The sequence below is a fragment of the Paenibacillus sp. 2RAB27 genome (assembly GCF_052115445.1).
In the GTDB taxonomy this organism is placed as follows: Bacteria; Bacillota; Bacilli; order Paenibacillales; family NBRC-103111; genus Paenibacillus_E.
Window position 1 is genome coordinate 565,972 of sequence record NZ_JBFRGR010000001.1, and the last position, 18,407, is coordinate 584,378.

Sequence of the window (18,407 nt, forward strand, 5' to 3'; positions counted from 1 at the left end):
ATCTGTTTACTTATATTGTAAAGGAAGCTGTGTGAATTTCGTGTGAAGGTTTCGAATCCAACTCACGTGTTCACAAACAAAAAACCGCCCGTCAGCTAGCCGAATTGCTAGATTAGGACGATCTTTTTCAACAGGTTCTACTTGACTGCTTGAGGGGGTAGCTCATCCATTTTTTATTATTTCGGCTGACTGGTTTCGATAAGTTTATTTAGAGCATCATCAGCTTCACGCAAAGCTGTATTGATATCTTTCTCTTTATTAATAATAGCTTGGAAAGCAGTATTTGTAATTTTATCGATATTCGCTTCATTCATATACTTAAAAGGCGCAATAACAGCCAATTTGTTCTTGTTAATGGCAGCCATATTTTTAGTCTTTAACTCCGCAATTCCTGTTCCATAAGCTTCTCTAACTTTTGAATCTTTGAGAACAGGCGTTACAAGGCTCTTCGACATATCCATCTGTACCTCATCCGACAGAACTGTTTCTAGCACGAGGAAAGCAGCGTCTTTGTTTTTACTCGTGGAGGTAATATTAAGCACAGGACCGTCCACGCGTTGGCTAATTCCTGGCGCCTTCGGATTCGTCGGATATGTTACGATATCCCAGTTGACTCCAGGCGTTTTGATCAACGAGTTAGCAAAACCACTATCTGCAGCAATCATACCCAATTCACCTGAAGTAAAAGACTTCTGGTTGGCAGCAGCAACGACTGTTTTATAATTGCCTTCCATTAACCCTGGCGTACTATACAAATTGGCCCAGTATTGGAATAGCTGCTTCCACGGATCGGAACTTAACAAGGATTTTTTGGTGTTAAAATCAACAGCTGGCAATCCAATCTGTCTAGCTCCTCTGTACAAGTAATCAGCATATAATCCACGGTATTGAACACCACTATCCATGCGGGTTAATTTGACACTCAATTCGTTGACTTGATCCCATGTCATACCATCTTTCGGGTAGGATACGCCGAATTTGTCAAACAAGTCTTTGTTATAATATAAGGCAAACGAAGTATTGTAAGAAGGAAGTCCGACAAGATAGGTTTGATTGCTAGCAACTTTTACGGTATCAATAACTTCCGTAGCAACGCGGTTTATATCAAAATTATATTTTTTTATCAAATCTTCGATGTTCGTGGCTAACTGAAGCTCATTAAGAGTACCCATACTCCCTGGATAATATCCAACGATATCCGGTGTAACACCGGCGGCTAGCAATTCTGTTACGCTATTACCTTTGTCAGATGTGTTGATTCGTTCCACAGTAATGAATGGATACTTCTTTTTAACCGGTTCTGAGATAAACCTTTTAAAATTTTCTTCGGAGAACATAACATTGGAAGTCGCAATTTTCACAGTGACAGGATCTTTTTTAATTTCTACTGGCGCAGTAGTTGCGACAGTTGAAGCTGCTGGAGTAGTTGCTGCAGGTGTTGCAGTTTTACTACATCCTGCAGCAACGAATAGAACTGTGCTCAAGGTAAGAATGGTACGAACCGTTTTTTTCAAAAGAAATCACTCTCTCTCCAAGTATGATAGTTTTAGTTGATCTCCCAACACGCGGATTTCGATTAGACAGTTATTCACTGGCGTATTGCCAACACTGCCCCTCAGCCTGCCTATCTTACGAACTCCCCTTTTGTAAGCTTCCAATTTTGTAACGCTTTCATGAATGGCAATATAAATGAGGTGAGCCTATGTCTGACCCATGGAACAATTCCACCTTCATTATTGCATTCCTTAACCTCCCCTCCCTTCAAAAGAAGGAGCAAATGATCTTTATGTCCCAATAATACTATCGCGAGATCCATTCTTCATTATTCACACTTATACAACTATGTCTTTTTTTAAGGTAGCAGCTATCTGCCATTATTAACCTGACGAAAATCGGAGGGTGACATGCCCATATGTTTTTTAAAGGATGTTGAGAAATAAGAGCCATCTTGAAAGCCTGTCATATTCGCCACTTCGGTAACCGAATAGGAGGAGTACACGAGTAATTCTTTGGCCTTCTCCATCCTTCGATCATAGATGTACCGCATAGGTGGTACTCCAAAATGTGTTTTAAAAAATCGAATGAAATAATTGGGATGAAAATGCACCGTTTGCGACAATTCATGAATGGTCATTTCTTTGTCTAAGTTCTCATCAATGTATTTGATTGTGTCAACCAATTTGTTCACAGATGAAAACTTCGTATTCACATTTGTTCCTCTCAATCCTTGGTCGATATACATTGCTATCATTTCAAGCAAAGCTGCCTGGATTTTAATGGAGGATGTCAGCCCATCATGACTTCGGTTGACGATCAACTCCTCAAAATAACCCAACAAGCGAGAACTATTCTCCACAGTGATAATATTCGGGATACCAATCGATCGGAAGAGTTGATTGAAATTGATATTGGAAGTGAAATGGCACCAGTACATGGTAAACGGGGGGGGCGTTAGTTACGGAGAATGATTGTAAGACACCTGCTGGAGCAAAGAACAATTGCCCCGATTTCGGCTGATACCGCTTGTCGTCTAATTGGATCCATCCATCGCCTTCGCAAATATAGTAAAATTTATTGAAAGCGGGAATAAAACTGACATGCTTCCAGCCCTGCGTACATTCGGAAAGCTTCGCATATAGCAATTTCACCCTTAAATCGGAAAGCTTATGATTCAACAAATAGTTTGTTATTTGCACAGCTTCCACTTCCTTTATCGCATAGGATTGCGCTCCGAGATGTATGAATGAAGAAAGCCCCACCTGACACAAGGCAGGCGGAGCATCTTCCCCTTCAATTCCCCCAAAGGTTCATGTTATTTCTTATTTCTTCTTTGCATCGTACGCTTGTTGAAAGATTTCCAGGTATCTCGGCAATTTCATATTTTCCAAATTTTTCAAATATTCATCCCATTTTTTATCAATATCCAAATCACCGATAATCATTCTCGCTGTCGACTCTTTGCGATAGTCATCAATTGTTTTGCTGATATTGGCAATCTCATCGGTCTGTTCGTTTGTGAAGCTTAAGGTTGGAATCATTTTTTTAGGGTCCGGTTTATAGGGCTCGTATTTGTTCAACGTTTCTTTATACAGAATATCTTCCAGCGGATTTTTCGGATCGGCTGTCTGTGCTAAACGCCATTCATTCGTACGCAAGGAAGGACCCACTTGACCCCAGGTCGTATTCTTCGCTCCTGGAGCAGTATTGCCAATTAACGTATACTTGGCAGGCTTACCATTGATACCGATCTCATTCGGGCTAGCCACTTTCCATTCGATGTCCGGTCTGCCAAGTATGGCGCGATTGGTGGCTTCCTCGGTATATAGGAAATCAGCCAAACGCATCGCAACTTCCGGATTCTTGGCTTTATTCGTAATTACATAAGATCCCCATGTGATACTTTGAGGAATGTATTTGGATGCTTGGACGCCATTTGGTCCTTTTAATGGTGGAATCGCAACGTAATCCTTCCAACGCGTTCCTTCTAATACGTTGAAAACTGTCGGATGTTGTGCTGCAACTACACCCAAGATAACATTACCTGGATTTTCACCCAGTTTCCTTAATTGATTCCGATCCTGAGTTAACGATTGTGGATCAACCAAACCTTCTTTAAACAACTTGTTGATATATTTAAGCCCTTCCTTGTATTCCGGCTGCGTAAAAGCCGCGTTAATTTTACCGTCTTTCATGAACTGCATGTTGCGGTCGCTGTCAATAAATGCTTGCAAGAGGAACGTATCAATGTATGAGTTAGCAATGTTGGCTCCGATAAACGGGATTTCATCCGCTTTATTGTTGCCATTCGGGTCTTTTTCCTTAAACGCTTTCAATACTTGATAAAACTCCTCTGTCGTTGTTGGTATCTTCATGCCAACCGCATCGAGCCACTTCTGATTAATCCATAATTTGGTAGGTTGCGTGCAGTGAAAGCACTCGTTTACAGACGGTAAACCGTAAATGTAGCCATCTGGTGAAGTAGAGAGTTCTTTCGTAAATGGGAATGAAGTAAACATTTTTTTGGATTCAACGCCATATTTATCGATTAGATTGTTAAGTGGGATAAACACACCGTCTTTACCGTAAAGCGCCAATTGAATTTGATCGATGTTGAATCCAAGATAAACATCCGGATAGTCTCCGCTTGCTAAGGAGATATTCAGCTTCTGCTTTGGATCGCTTGCAACTTCCCATTCGATATGAACATTTGTTTTCTCTTCCAGCCATTTGGTAAACGCGTTAGTTGCAAAGTTCTCTACAGCCGGATTCGTTCGCGTCATCACTTTGAGCGTTGTTTTCTCTTTGGTTATTGGAAAAACACCCGGCGGATTTAACACTACGTTCTGTATATCTGTAGGTTGCTTGGATGCCTCCGAAGTATTTTCACCTATTTTACTACAGCCACTTAATACGACAGTTGCACTTAAGAATAAGCATAAAGCGGAACCCCACAATCTCTTTCCTGGCATTTGTAATTCCCCCATTTTAAATATGAATGTATGGTTATCCCTTTAAGGAGCCAATCATCATGCCTTTTACAAAATGTCGTTGGATAAATGGATACACAAGTAGAACTGGAATTGTAGAAATGACAATTAATGAATACTTCAGAAGTTCTCTCATTCCTTCTCGCTGTGCTGTACCAACGACATCCGTAATGACTTCCTCATCGAATGTATTTTTCACTAAAACATCACGCAAGATGATTTGAAGCGGAAACAGATCCGGTGATTTCAAATAAAGGAGAGCTGCAAAATACGTATTCCAATGCCCTACCGCGTAAAACAAGGAAAGTACAGCGATAATAGGACCAGATAATGGCACGACGATTTTTATTAAAAATTGAGTATCACTGCATCCGTCCAAAAGCGCCGCTTCTAACAACTCGTCTGGAATCGTCGTTTGAAAATACGTTCTTGCGATAATGACACTCATGACACTCATGACACCTGGGATAATCAGCGCCCATCGGGTATCTATCAAGCCTAACTCCTTAATCAGGAGGTAATTAGGAATTAGTCCCCCGCTAAACAACATGGTGAAAACGAATAGTGCCATCACCGCTTTTCGAATATAAAAATCTTTACGGGACAACGGATAAGCCGCAATAAGCGTCATAATCACATTGAAGATCGTTCCGACTACCGCATAGTACATCGAATTGGCAAACCCCACCCAGATCCGATTGTCCTTGAATACCGCTTCATAACCCAGGAATGAAATATCAACAGGCCACAGCCATACCTTCCCTGAAATGACAGCAGTTGTTGAACTTAAGGAAGCACTAAGCACATAGATAAGCGGGTATAAGACTGAAAGTGTAAAAAGACAAAGCATCGTATAATTAAAGATATTAAATACTTGATCGCCTCTTGGTTCTTGAATTCGGGTCGACTTCATCCTATTCTTTGCGTCTCTCACTACCATAGGCTCGTTTTCCCTAATGTTTTGGCTGCTTTGTTAACCATAAACAGTAGTATCAGATTAATGACGGAGGTGAATAATCCGATCGCTGAAGCGTAGGAATACTTGATTCCAGTTGAGAGAAGTCCGACCTTATACACATAAGTATCAATCACTTCGGATGTGCTCAAATTGAGCGGGTTTTGCATTAATAAAACCTTTTCAAAGCCAACATCCATCAAGTTCCCCACACTTAGGATCATCATTACTATTGCAACCGGTAAAATCCCGGGAATATCCACATGCCACATTCTTTGGACTTTACTTGCCCCGTCCATCACAGCCGCCTCATGCAGCGATGGATCGATAGCAGCTAAAGCTGATAAATATATGATACAGCCAAAGCCTGCATGCTGCCAAATGCCAGACCACACATAAAGTGACTTAAAGTTGTCTGGATTTCCAAAGAAGTCCACCTTTTCAAATCCTATTTGTGCAATAATCATATTGACAATGCCTGTTTTGGGATCAAGAAGTTGAATGATAATGCCCATCATCACGACCATCGAAATGAAATGCGGGGCGTAAGTAATCATCTGCACAGTCTTTCTAACAGAAGAACGGCTAACATAGTTTAAACAAAGTGCCAAGAAGATAGGAAACGGAAATCCTGCCAATACACTATAAAAACTAAGCCCCAGCGTATTCTTAATGACATTCCAGAATTCATAGGAGTCAAAAAAGTTCTTAAAATGCTTTAACCCTACCCAATTGCTCCCGAAAAATCCTTTATGAGGCACATAATCCTGAAAGGCAATCACTGCACCGTACATCGGAATGTATTTAAATATTAGAATGTAAACAATGGGCAGCACAGCTAATAAGTACAACTGTGGCACTTTTTTTATGTTGAGGAAAAGCTTACTCGCGACATTAGATCTCTTCTTCCTACGTATGCTTGAAATTTCCCTGACGATTTCCAATTCAAACCCCCTCCTCTCTATTGCTATTTTAATGATAGTTTTTAGATGAAGGGGCAGCATACTAGTTTTTTAAGAACTTATTCAACTTATTTATGGTATTAGCCTTCTTTCATATGCAAAAAAAGAAATAATGATCGTGCTGCAGAGTGCAACCGTACCATTATTTCTCTTAAGCGCTATAAACTCAGGATGTTAAGGTCATTTCGCCGTTCCGACTCGGCATTCGAAGTGTAATCTTTGCACCAGTGCCACCCGCATTGCTCGAGATCGAGAGTCCATGCTTATCTCCGAATACGATTTGAATTCGACTGTGTACGTTCACCAAGCCGATCCCCCCATCCCGTTCTCCGCGTTCTGGCAATGTTTGCCGCTCCTGTCCAGTTAGCTTTGTTTGTAGCTCAATTAGCCTCTCAGTCGTTATACCCTCACCATTGTCAGTTACGGTCACGACGAAATCATCGTTTTCAATGAAGGCATCGATGCTTATCTTATGATGACTCTCGATCCCATCTGGAAAAGCGTGCTTAAACACATTCTCGACCAACGGCTGCAGAGTAAGGCGCACCATTTTTTTCAACAATAGCTCTGGCGGGACTAAGACTTCAACTTCAAACGTTTGACCTAATCGATAATTCATAATGTTCATAAAATGCAGAACGTGCTTTAGTTCATTGGCTACCGTAATTTCCTCCAAGTCAGCTCTTATCGAGTAACGAAGCATGTAAGAAAGCGATCGAACTATTTCCTTGATCTCTTGAGAATCTTGAACGACGGCATAACAGACAATCGTTTCCAACGTATTGTATAGAAAGTGGGGGTTGATCTGCAGCTGTAAGGCTTGGAATTCAGCAACCTGCCTTTTAAGCAGATATTCCTTATTCTTCAGCTCCTCTGCATAAACTTGCTCCATCAGCTCCTGCAATCTAGTAACCATCATATTGTAGCTAACCGTCAGGCGGTCCATCTCATCTGTCCTACCGCTGATCGGGACATGCGTCCAGTCGCCCTTTTCCGTCCTGCGCATCCCACTTTCCAGCATTTTAATAGGTCGGATGATTGAATGTCCGAAACGATACGCAAGAAATAGGGCAATCATTAGTGCAATGACACAAGTAATGAGCGTGGTATTTCTAATATTTAAAACAGGAGCTCTGAGTTCATCTACAGGCAAAGAAGCGACTAGTGTCAGACCTGAATAATCAGATCTACGGTTGAAATGTACGCGTTCTACCTCGTCCTTATAATCAAAAATGCGATTTTGGTTTTCTTTTAACTTCGTCAACAGCTTATCATCCAGGTGCGTCCCGATCATTTCGGTTTTTGGGTGGTACACAATTTTACCGTTGTCGTTAACAATGTAAAAGTAGCCCGTCTCCCCCAAGCGTATACCCTTCCATAACGTTGTAAGTTCTTCGATATTTAACTCAATACCAAGGATTCCCTTGAATACTTTCGATGTCTGACGATCGGATATTTTGCGGGTTACGGCGAGTCTGCCATTCAGAAAACTCCAGTCCATTATCGTCAATTTACCGTCTGGGTTCGTAGACTCCTTCAATAATTCCAGATTATCCAAAAGCACGGACTCCGTAAAGTCGGTCGTTCCCGAGTTATGGTCATAAATGCTCAGTCCATTATATCCGAGCAAATAAACCATACTGATTTCAGGATTATTAATGAAAAGGGGCTGTATGACCTTCTCTTTAATGGGTCTGATCGACAAAAAATACGAAATAAAGTTATCGTTGTTCAGGTTCAAAAAATCCTTCACGTTCGTCGAAGTCAGCATCGACAATGTGGCACGATCATACTTCATTAAATACATATCCGTATGATTCATCGCGTTATCCACAATTTGCGTTAATAGCTCATTGGTTTGCTTATCTACCTCTTTGGAAGACTGCATGTAGAGTACGAAGCCGACGATGGATGAAGAAATGACGATGACAATCACGAAATAAGCGAACATTCTAACAGCCAAACTGGATCTCATTATTTAATCCCCAGCTTATTTCGGTATTCGCTCGGCGTACAGCCGGTCATCTTTTTAAATATTTTGGTGAAATACGGATAGTTTTGATAACCAATGGTCACACCCACGTCCACGACTTTATAATGAGGTATTTCAAGAAGTTTTTTGGCCATTTCGATTCTTTTCTTCATACGATACTGGACAAACGTTTCATTCGTCATTTTTTTAAAGATATAGCTGAAGTACGTTGGTGCAAGTCCCATTTTCTCAGCAACTTCTTCCAAACTGAGTTCCTCGGAAATGTTATTGTCAATGTATGTTTTCGCTTCCTCGAACAGGCTTTTCTGATTACCGCCTCGCCAGTGGAATAGTTGATTATATAAATGGACTAATTCCGTTTGCAAGTAAGCAATAGCCTCTGGAATGGTATTCAGCTGAGCTGGCGATGAATGGGTCGTAAAAGTGACCAAACCGTGAGCATTTAGCTTTTTAATTAATATCTTTAACCCGTCCGCAATAATCTGCTCCAATTGTTGGGCTTGAATCCCATGGATGATATCCCCATGTTTCCAATCATCCATGAGACCATTCAGCGCATCCAAATCCGCAGACCAGATCGTTGACTCCACACGTTCCAGCCACTCCTCCACTTTGAGAAAGGAGATCGGGACAGAATGATCCTGCTGCAATAAGAGTTTGTTCAGAACGGGATATAATTCATGTTCTGTAAGCGGTTTCAACAAGTACTCTTTGACCCCGTAGGTAAGACACTTTTGGGCATAGGAAAAATCATCATAACCTGATATGACTACAATAGGAACAGTCAAATTCATCTCCAGAACCTGTTTGCACAATTCCAGACCGTCCATCTTTGGCATCCGTATATCCGTTAGCATCATATCCGGACGTTGCTTGTTGATTTGCTCGAGAGCCTCTACCCCATTCGCTGCGACGACCGTGCGAAATAAAGGGCTGCACTGCCTGACAAGCTGGGCCAGCCCCATCCGAACCATCGGTTCGTCATCTACAATGAGGATATGTTTCATTTCGCAAGCACTCCCTTTTTGAGCTGGGTTAAAAAAATCCTTGTGAACATTTTACCACAGTGCTAATTCATAAGAGTAACTTTTTTCTACACTATACGCCTCATAGTCATACTCATGTATTATGTTATTTTACGATCCTATTTGTTTTTTTACTATATGCCTTCCTCAACCCACCTACGATTTAATGGACCCAACCATCATGCCCTTCATAAAATGCTTTTGCAAGAACGGATACACCAACATGATCGGTATTGTAGCAACGACGATAACGGCCATTTTCAGCCCTTCGGGTGAGACCAAGAGCATCAAGTCTGAGGTTGTATCCGATGATCCCATATTATCCGTAATAACAATCTCCCGTAACCGTACTTGCAGCGTAATCAGCGAGCGCTTGTCAATATAATAGAGGGCTTGTGAATACATATTCCAATTCGATACCGCATACATAATCCCCATTGTTGCCATGACCGGTTTCGACAGTGGCAGTACGACTTTCCAGATCATGCGAAGCTCACCACATCCATCAATACGGGCTGAATCCAACAGCTCAATGGGAAGATGGATAAAAAAAGAACGCATAACGAACAGGTTAAAAGCGCTAATCGCGGATGGAATCATTAATACCCAAAGTGAATTAAGCATATGCAGATTTTTCAAAAGCAAATAATTCGGAATCAATGGTGCATGGAAAATCATCGTTATCAACACAAAAACCAATGCAGGTTTCCGAAATACGTATTCCGAACGGGATAACGGATACGCTAAACTTGCTGTTGCCGCTAGATTAATGAACGTTCCGAGAACGGTAATCGTTACACTATTGCGAAATGCCATCCAGATGGTAGAATCCTTCAGAATCATATGATAATTCTCAAGCGTGAATCCTACCGGCCATAGGCTGACCTTTCTACTATTGATTGCGACAGCGTCGCTGAAGGATTGAGCAATCACATGCAGAAGTGGAAGAAGCATGGTAAGCCCGATCATTAACAGCAAAATCATGTTAATTACCTGAAATGCTCGCTGGCTGGTTGTAGAAATCACATCGGTTACCTCCTTTTGACTAGCGTTAGTATAGACTCTCTCCTGTTGTTCTTTTACTCAGCGTATTGCCAACAATAATCAATGCTAAACCAACAAATGATTTAAATAGTCCAATCGCGGTGGTGAAGCTATATTGACGATCGACCAACCCTGCTCGATACACATAGGTATCCAGAATTTCTCCATTTTCGCTGTTCAGAGGATTCAGGAATAAATACACACGTTCAAAACCGAAGTCCATAAAATGCCCGATTTGCAGCAGTAGCAATATAGTAATCGTCGGGAAAATAGATGGTAAAGTTATCGACATCACCTGACGGAACCTGCCCGCTCCATCGATCTCAGCTGCTTCATACAAATCTGGGTTAATGCCAGCAATTGCAGCAAGATATATAATGGTACCCCAACCGCTGTCTTTCCAGATACCAGAACCAATTAGAATAGATCGAATGTAACTGCTCTCACCCATAAAATAAATAGACTCCACACCTAACCAACCTAATACTTGATTTACAATTCCTGTTGTCGGGGAAAGCAATCCTATAATGATTCCGCCGACAATGACCCATGACAGGAAGTGCGGCATGTAAATAATCGTTTGTACCAATCTCTTATATCCGTTGAACCGAATTTCATTCAGTAATAAGGCCAGAATAATAGGTACGGGGAAAGCAAATATAAGGTCATACATACCGATTAACAGTGTGTTTTTCAAAATGATCAGAAACTCTGGATACGTAAATAACCGTTTGAAATGTACCCAACCAACCCAAGGACTGCCCGATATCCCCTTGAATATATTATAATTTTGAAACGCAATGGAGGAACCGAATAAGGGGATATACTTAAACACTGCAAAATACAGGAGCCCAGGAATTGAAAGCATATACAAGGGCCAATATTTCTGAATAAATGCCCACTGAGATCGAGCATTCGCAAACTGGAACTGTTTTTCTGCAGAGATGTCCGTTTTCGAAGCCATACGATTAGCTCCCTTCATTTTTTTGGCATCAACATAATGATCTTCGTGCCTTGGCCTATCTCGCTTACAATCTGCAACCCATACTGCTCACCAAACACCATTTGAATCCGACGATGCACATTTAAGATACCTATGCCGCCGATCCCTTTCGTCGAGCCGCTTTCTGCAAGCCGGTTCTCATTAAGCTTCTCCCGCAGCTCTTGCAGTCTTGCTTCTGCAATCCCTACGCCGTTATCTTCTACACTAATCCAAAAAATTGAATTATCTTCGCCCGCGTGAACACGAATAGCATGGTGGTCCTCCACACCGTCTGGAAAAGCATGCTGAAACGTATTCTCCACTAACGGCTGAAGTGTCAGCCGCACCATATGACGAAGCAAATACGTCGGATCGATGTCCACTTCCATATCAAACTCTCGTCCGATCCGGTGTTTCATCACGAGTAAGTAGTGCAGAACATGTTTAAGTTCATTGGCTACTGTGATTTCTTCCAAATGAGTCTGTACAGAATAGCGAAGCATATACGCCATTGCCTTCACGATCTCATAGATTTCCTTACTATCTTTAATAACCGCATAGCATACGATCGTTTCTAGCGTGTTATACAAAAAGTGGGGATTAATTTGAAGCTGCAGCGATTGAAACTCAGCTTTCTGACGCTCAATGCGATTTTCCTGATCCCTTAGCTCGGCTTGATATACTTCATCAACAAGCTCTGCGAGTCGACTAACCATCAGATTATAGCGATTAATCAGCTCTACAATTTCATCTCGGTGATTGGGAAGCGGCAGAATGACCCACTTTCCTTTCTCCGTTTCACGCATCGCGCTTTTTAGTTTGCGAATCGGGCCTGTGATCGACTTACCAAACCTGATGGCAAGCCATAAAGCGAGAATGAGTGTAAACCCTCCGACAATAATCGTTGTAGTCCGTATCGTGTCGGTTGGTCTATGCAATTCATCGACGGACATGGAGACAACAAGCCGCCAATTGCCATATTGGGAACGACGGCTCATGAACATACGTGATTTCCCATCAATCTTAGAGGTGAATGCGTGAGTACCCGCTTCTATAACCTGTTGATGAATCGCTTCCGGCATCCCCTTGCCGATCTGCGCAGCATTTGGATGATAAACATAGTTCCCATTACCGTCGGTGATAAAGAAATAACCATCGCTCTCTAAATCGATGCCCTTCCATAACTCAGAAAGCTCTGATKCTTTCAGCTCAATGGCGAGAATACCCTTAAGTTCTGTAGAAGAAAGCCCGCGGATACGGCGAACGAGCGTCAGTGTCTGATTGGCTTGCTCCGGTAAAATACTATGATTCAGTACAACCAAGCTGCCATTCGTCGTCGTATTATGTTGGAAAAAGTCTAGCTGCTGTTGTATTTGCTCCTTTGTGAACGAACCCGCGTTAATCCCATTGTAAACATACATGGCGTTACCGTTGAAATTCATTAAGAAGATATCAGTAATTTCCGGATTTCTTATAAAAATAGGTTCGATGCCTACTTCTTTGACAAGTTTACGAAGTTCGTAATACGGATATCCGATTTCCCCTTCTGGCAGATCAATGAATCGTTTAACATCGTTATTGCTGAGCAAAGACACCATGGAGCGCTCATATGCGCGAATATAATAGTCAGTGTGATACACCGCATTACCTACGACTTGAGTCAACTGCTTCTCAACAATTTGTTCCAACTCACGCGAAGAGGCTTTGTACGAGAAGTAACCTACGCTAGTTAAAGATATTAAAATGACGACGAGGTAAGATAGAAACAACTTCTGATATAAATTGAAATTTTTCATTTAATTCCTATGGAATTACGGTATTCCGACGGGGACACCCCATAAATTTTCTTAAAGGTTTTGGTAAAATGCGGGTAGTCTTCATAACCTACTTCAATGGCGATATCAAACGTTCGCATATGGGGAATGGCGAGCATGTCCTTCGCTTTCTCCATCCTTTTATTCATCCGATAGCTGACAAACGTTTCGCCCGTCATCCTTCTAAATAACGTACTGAAATAGGATGGAGAAACCCCGATCAAATCCGCCACCTCTGCTAGCGTGATCTCAACAGATAATCGCGTATCGATGTAGAGCTTCGCTTCTTCCATTGGATCCTTGTAATTACCCTGCCGTGAACATTGTAGTTCTTTCATCAACGCTCTCATGCGACACTCAAACAAGATATACAGATCCTCTCGCGTCGAAGCCTTTAGCGGATCTTGCAAACCTGGCATGCTAAATTGTTTCTTTTCTTGAAAATAGTTGTCCAATAGATGCAATACATCATCTAATTGATATTTCAATTGATTGATAGTTAACAAGCTGCAACGTTCTCGCCACTCCGTCATGAGTCTGGTCATTTCATCCATCTGCAGCGACCAGATACTCCCTTTTATCCGTTCAATCCACTCTACGTACCCTGAAATGGATATACAACTTTGCGCATGGAGCTTGAGAATCTGATCGAATATATCGTGCAAATCAGGCGGTGTAACAGGTTTCAACAAATAGTGCTTTACCCCGTAAGACAAGCATTTCTGTGCATACTCAAAATCGTTATAGCCGGAAATCACGACCTTAAGCAAATTAGGATGACTATTGTGCAGGATGCGACAGAGCTCTAATCCATCCATTTTGGGCATACGTATATCGGTGATGAGTAGGTCCGGCTCAAAATGGCTAAACCGATCGATTGCCTCGAGTCCGTTATTCGCCGTCTCAATCGTTTGAAATGGTTGCGTGTATTGTTGGGCCATCTTCATCATCCCGCTGCGAATTATCGGTTCATCATCCACAATCAGTACTTTCATCCTTCAATCCTCCACACGCCTAAGTATGACTGATAAATGAAGCGGAGCCTCCGAGATCGAAACTTGCCTCAGCTTCAGTCTAAATGTGTCAGTGCTGCCTCTTAGTCCAACAGCTGAGTCAGGCAATAAAAGATCTATTGGTTTGCAGCCTTGTGTAGAGCGGAGCATGATGTCGAGCCTACATTCAGACACATCCCACTCTAACGTGCACTCGACTCCGCCACGCGCTAGCAGTGGACCCGCTTTTCCTTTTCTCCAACGGGCAGGCAGCGCAGGTAAAATATGCAGCTCACCGGGAATTGAGAAGAGCAGCATCTCTTGGATGGCAGATGTCCATCCCATGTTGGCATCGATCTGCACGGGAGCCCACTCCATGTCAACACCAATTCCCATACCGCGCCAGTCATTATGCAGGGTAATTAGATTGTTCATGACACAGGATCGGGTTAATGTCTCCAGACATTCGAGTGCCGAATCGCCTTGACCCATTCGCGCATAATTGTTCGCCATATGCGCCAGCGACCAGCCTGATTGCTCTTTCAATCCTAAGCCTAAGCGTTTCTCAATGGACGTGACGAAAGCTTTGTAAAGAATAGGATCGCTCTCACGCGTTACCTCAGTTCCGGGAAATACAGGGTATACATGCGATTCATGGCGGTGATGATCATTTTCCTCAAAATAAGGATGCATCCATTCTCTAACGGCGCCATCTTCCGTTAGTTGATACGGTGGGATTCGTTCAAGCATTTGCCGCCATGTCGAAATGTCTTCCAGATACATCCCAGTTGTCTGGGCCCCTTCGATGAGGTGTGTCAGAAGCTCCTTGGCAATGGCAAAGTCCATCGTCGCATTCATCGTTGTTCCCATTGAGCTGCCAGGACCCTTCCAATAATTTCCCGGTGTATTTTCCGGTGAATTAGAAGGGGAACTCATCCAGTATCCATCATCATCCATCGTAAAAAAGTCTTCATAGAACAAAGCAGCCTCCCGCATAAACGGCAGCGCCCGCTCTTGTAGAAATGCCAAATCTCCCGTATGCAGGTAGTAATCATAATAATGTTGACTGACCCACCCCGCTCCACCTGTCCAGTGAATAATATGCGGGGACGTATGCTTTAACAGCCCTGAGCCCGGTACGCTAGGAGCGGGGATAAAGATTCCGCGACAGCCATACAACTGTCTGGCATTGACTCGGAAATCATCCATGAGCTTTTCCATATAGTTAAAGACGGCAAGTAACAGCTCTGTCATGTTGCCCGACAATGCCTGCCAATACATCATCTGAAGGTTTTCATTGACCATGTGAAATGCCCAAACAGCGTCATAATCGCCGAACCATAAGCCGTATAAATGGCAAGGCTGCCCCTCCGCACGAGAACTTGATATTAGCAAGTAACGACCATATGCCCACATTTTCTCAACTAGAGCATCTGGTGCTTCCCCTTGATAGGCTTGCATCAGCAACTCTTCGTTGGATAACTCTCGCCCATCTGCTGCTAAGTCAAACGCCATCGCCTGAAATAAGCGGCCGTGTTCAAGCACGTGATCTGAAAGCAAGGTATCATAGCAAAGTGGAAGCTTGTTCATCTCTTCATCCAATCTGCGCCATTCATTTTCCCTATTTCCCCGAGTAAATAACTTAATGATGACGAAGACCGACTCCGCATTCTTCACGGTTAAGCCAACCTGTCCTGAACTTGTATGTCCTCCCTGATGGATGACGCGGGCTACGCCTCCGAAATCATTCCCGTCCGGATGTTGTGCGGCATAATAAATGGTATTACCTGTAGATTGCATGTCTTCGCCTTCGGGGAACACAATACCTGACTTGCGAAAATCTCTTTTATCATGAAGCTGCATGCGTAACTGCGCTTCAATCGATTGCGGTCCCCATTTACGAATATCGATGACGACGGCATCCGCAGTTCGGGATACAAACAACCTCCTCTCATAACGGGTATCCCCATCTGTCCAGCTAACCGACACCTCCCCGGTCTCCATTTGAAGCGTTCTTTTATAGGAGCGGAATGCTCGGCGAAGGGGCATGAATATCTTAAAATCCCCCAGTGGCAGAGGGGACGCCAGTTTGGGTTGGTAACCCTGATCTTTCAGCGCATCTGAAAGCACTTTGTCTGATTCCGGAGCCTGACCTTCATTCAGCAAGCGTCTTACCTCTCCCAATCGATCACTCACATCCGGCAGCGGCATCGTAACACCGTTCCACCATAAGTCTTCGTGGTTCAAAAGAACCGTCTCTTCGTGAACCCCACCGTAGACAGCCGCTCCAATCCTACCGTTACCAGAAGGCAATGCTTCCCGCCATAAAGAACGCCACCAAGAAGCTGTATAGTTCATTGAGATGAGATTTTTCGTGTTCATTGATGTATCCTCCTAGTCATTGTGCATAAAGAAGGAAAAGTATTTGCTTGGAAAACCAAACAAATACTTTCCATCATGCACGTTGGCAGCTATTTCCGATTACTTGAAACGATCACACCTGAGCCTTTTTTATAACGGTCATTTGCTTCTTTAAGAATCTCGTTTCCGCCTTTGCTCTTGTATTCTTCAATCACTTTCGGCCAGTCTGTTATCGGCTCTTTGCCATAGATCATTTTGATCATATGGTCAATGATCTGTTTAGGACCAACATCATCGCCTAGTGGCGCTAAATCCGGATACCTGGAGAAAGATTCAAGTCCTGGTACAAAACGAACCGATCCTAGACCTTCTTTGGAAACAACCGTATCCAAATACTGAATCATATCTCGACCTTCCGGCGTCAATTCTTCTCTTGCCTTGTTGTATTTCGCATCATGGACGAACCAGAACATGCCCCGGAATCCGTCTTCGTCGATCTCTTCTGGTTTGGTTGGCGGCGTAAACTTCACTTTGCCATTCTCCATGGTGTACGTTTCGCCTTCAATGCCGAAAGAGAAATATTTCTCAGCTTCCGGTGTCGTCATCCATTCAAAGAATTGAATGATTTTAATCGCTTTATCCTTCGATAGCTTACTATTCAAGTAGTAAGATGTGTTAATACTTGAATACAGCATGTGACCTCCCCAATTCTCAGGTCCACGCGGAGAAGGAATAATGTCAATTTGGGCAGTCGGAACTGCCGTCTTGACTTTGTTGCGGTAATTGGATAATCCAGCCGCGTTGGCCGACCACATCCCGACCTTGCCGGCGTCAATGTTTTTGCCGTAGTCCGTAGAGGAAATGGACGCAAAATCCTTCGGAATTAATCCTTCATCGAACATCGCTTTGTACGCTTGAAGTGCTTTTGACATATTTTCTACATCAAAAAATTTCGGAACCACTTGGTCTCCCTGTACTTCGAATTGAGAGGGAAGGACATCATACGCTCCCAGTATGGTATCCGCATATTTGAAGTTTTCACGCAATTGATAGGGATTTTCAACTCCTATCTTTTTAAAAGCACGCATGACATTCAAGAAATCATCAACTGTCTTGGGTGCGGGCAGACCTGTTTGGGCAAGCAGATCAGCTCGAATGAATGTCGCACGCCTAGATGGATTGGATAACCAAGAAGGTATTCCGTATATTTTTCCGTTGAAGCTCGTTTCTTGCCATGCTTCCTTCGGTACCGCTTTCATAATATTCGGTGCATATTGTTTGAGCAGGTCATCAAGCGGCATGAACACACCGGCTTCCACCGAGCCAGCCATACCTTTTGTGGTAGCGCCTCCAACATTTTGCACAACATCAGGAATATCATTGGATGAAAACATCAAGGACATTTTGGAATCAAAATCTTTGAGTGGGATCATCCGAAGGTCTAAGTCCGCTTTGGTCAATTCCTCGAGCTTCATCACCCACTTTTCTTTATTGACATCTGCTGACTTCTCGGCATATTTATTCCCAGATGTCGTTATCGACATTGAAAATTTTAGCTTTTCATTCACCTTTGCAGTCTCTTCACTGCTCTTCTGTGTAACTTCACTGCTGCATCCTGAAATTACGCTGATCGCCAAAACACCAAGCCATACCTTACCCCATATTTGTTTCACATACCCACCTCTATTTCAAGATTAACTCAAGTTACACTTGGTTATTCCTATCTTAATCTTCCAAATAACCGAAGGGCATGTATTTTTTTACACTGATCTTGTGTTTATTTATAAAAAGT

General features: G+C 42.8%; 14 protein-coding genes. All 14 read right to left on the reverse strand.

Annotated elements, in window-relative coordinates:
• Positions 1-176: 176 nt before the first annotated feature.
• The 14 genes from AB4114_RS02670 to AB4114_RS02735 all read right to left on the reverse strand — a co-directional run bounded on the left by AB4114_RS02670 (position 177) and on the right by AB4114_RS02735 (position 18,288).
• On the reverse strand, positions 177-1,514 hold the full coding sequence (locus AB4114_RS02670) for an ABC transporter substrate-binding protein (protein ID WP_441986987.1): 1,338 nt from the start codon (positions 1,512-1,514) through the stop codon (positions 177-179).
• Between the two features lie 350 nt (positions 1,515-1,864).
• A complete protein-coding gene (locus AB4114_RS02675; RefSeq protein ID WP_441986988.1) occupies positions 1,865-2,338 on the reverse strand; it encodes a helix-turn-helix domain-containing protein in 474 nt (157 codons plus the stop codon).
• A 7-nt stretch (positions 2,339-2,345) separates the two neighbouring features.
• The gene (locus tag AB4114_RS02680) at positions 2,346-2,696 is read right to left on the reverse strand and encodes a hypothetical protein (RefSeq protein WP_441986989.1); all 351 of its coding nucleotides are present in this window, start codon (positions 2,694-2,696) and stop codon (positions 2,346-2,348) included.
• A 123-nt stretch (positions 2,697-2,819) separates the two neighbouring features.
• Positions 2,820-4,469, reverse strand: a complete 1,650-nt coding sequence (locus AB4114_RS02685; protein ID WP_441986990.1) for an ABC transporter substrate-binding protein — start codon at positions 4,467-4,469, stop codon at positions 2,820-2,822.
• Between the two features lie 34 nt (positions 4,470-4,503).
• Positions 4,504-5,400 carry a carbohydrate ABC transporter permease gene (locus AB4114_RS02690; RefSeq protein ID WP_441987054.1) on the reverse strand — a complete coding sequence of 299 codons (897 nt, stop codon included), beginning with the start codon at positions 5,398-5,400 and terminating at the stop codon, positions 4,504-4,506.
• A gap of 20 nt (positions 5,401-5,420) precedes the next feature.
• A complete protein-coding gene (locus AB4114_RS02695; RefSeq protein ID WP_441986991.1) occupies positions 5,421-6,386 on the reverse strand; it encodes an ABC transporter permease in 966 nt (321 codons plus the stop codon).
• Between the two features lie 184 nt (positions 6,387-6,570).
• The gene (locus tag AB4114_RS02700; RefSeq protein WP_441986992.1) at positions 6,571-8,379 is read right to left on the reverse strand and encodes a cache domain-containing sensor histidine kinase; all 1,809 of its coding nucleotides are present in this window, start codon (positions 8,377-8,379) and stop codon (positions 6,571-6,573) included.
• Positions 8,379-9,404: a response regulator transcription factor gene (locus tag AB4114_RS02705; RefSeq protein ID WP_441986993.1), complete on the reverse strand. Its 1,026-nt coding sequence runs from the start codon at positions 9,402-9,404 to the stop codon at positions 8,379-8,381. The genes AB4114_RS02700 and AB4114_RS02705 overlap by 1 nt, the downstream gene beginning before the upstream one ends.
• 174 nt (positions 9,405-9,578) lie before the next feature.
• Positions 9,579-10,406 (reverse strand): carbohydrate ABC transporter permease, encoded by an 828-nt coding sequence (locus AB4114_RS02710; protein WP_441987055.1) that lies wholly within the window; start codon positions 10,404-10,406, stop codon positions 9,579-9,581.
• 67 nt (positions 10,407-10,473) lie between these two features.
• Positions 10,474-11,430, reverse strand: coding sequence for an ABC transporter permease (locus AB4114_RS02715; RefSeq protein ID WP_441986994.1), 957 nt, complete (start codon positions 11,428-11,430; stop codon positions 10,474-10,476).
• A 14-nt stretch (positions 11,431-11,444) separates the two neighbouring features.
• On the reverse strand, positions 11,445-13,244 hold the full coding sequence (locus tag AB4114_RS02720) for a sensor histidine kinase (RefSeq protein WP_441986995.1): 1,800 nt from the start codon (positions 13,242-13,244) through the stop codon (positions 11,445-11,447).
• On the reverse strand, positions 13,241-14,257 hold the full coding sequence (locus AB4114_RS02725; RefSeq protein ID WP_441986996.1) for a response regulator transcription factor: 1,017 nt from the start codon (positions 14,255-14,257) through the stop codon (positions 13,241-13,243). Before AB4114_RS02725 ends, AB4114_RS02720 begins: the two co-directional genes overlap by 4 nt.
• 3 nt (positions 14,258-14,260) lie before the next feature.
• Complete coding sequence (locus tag AB4114_RS02730) at positions 14,261-16,636, reverse strand: glycosyl hydrolase family 95 catalytic domain-containing protein (protein ID WP_441986997.1); 2,376 nt, start codon at positions 16,634-16,636, stop codon at positions 14,261-14,263.
• A gap of 89 nt (positions 16,637-16,725) precedes the next feature.
• The gene (locus tag AB4114_RS02735) at positions 16,726-18,288 is read right to left on the reverse strand and encodes an extracellular solute-binding protein (protein ID WP_441986998.1); all 1,563 of its coding nucleotides are present in this window, start codon (positions 18,286-18,288) and stop codon (positions 16,726-16,728) included.
• Positions 18,289-18,407 lie beyond the last annotated feature (119 nt).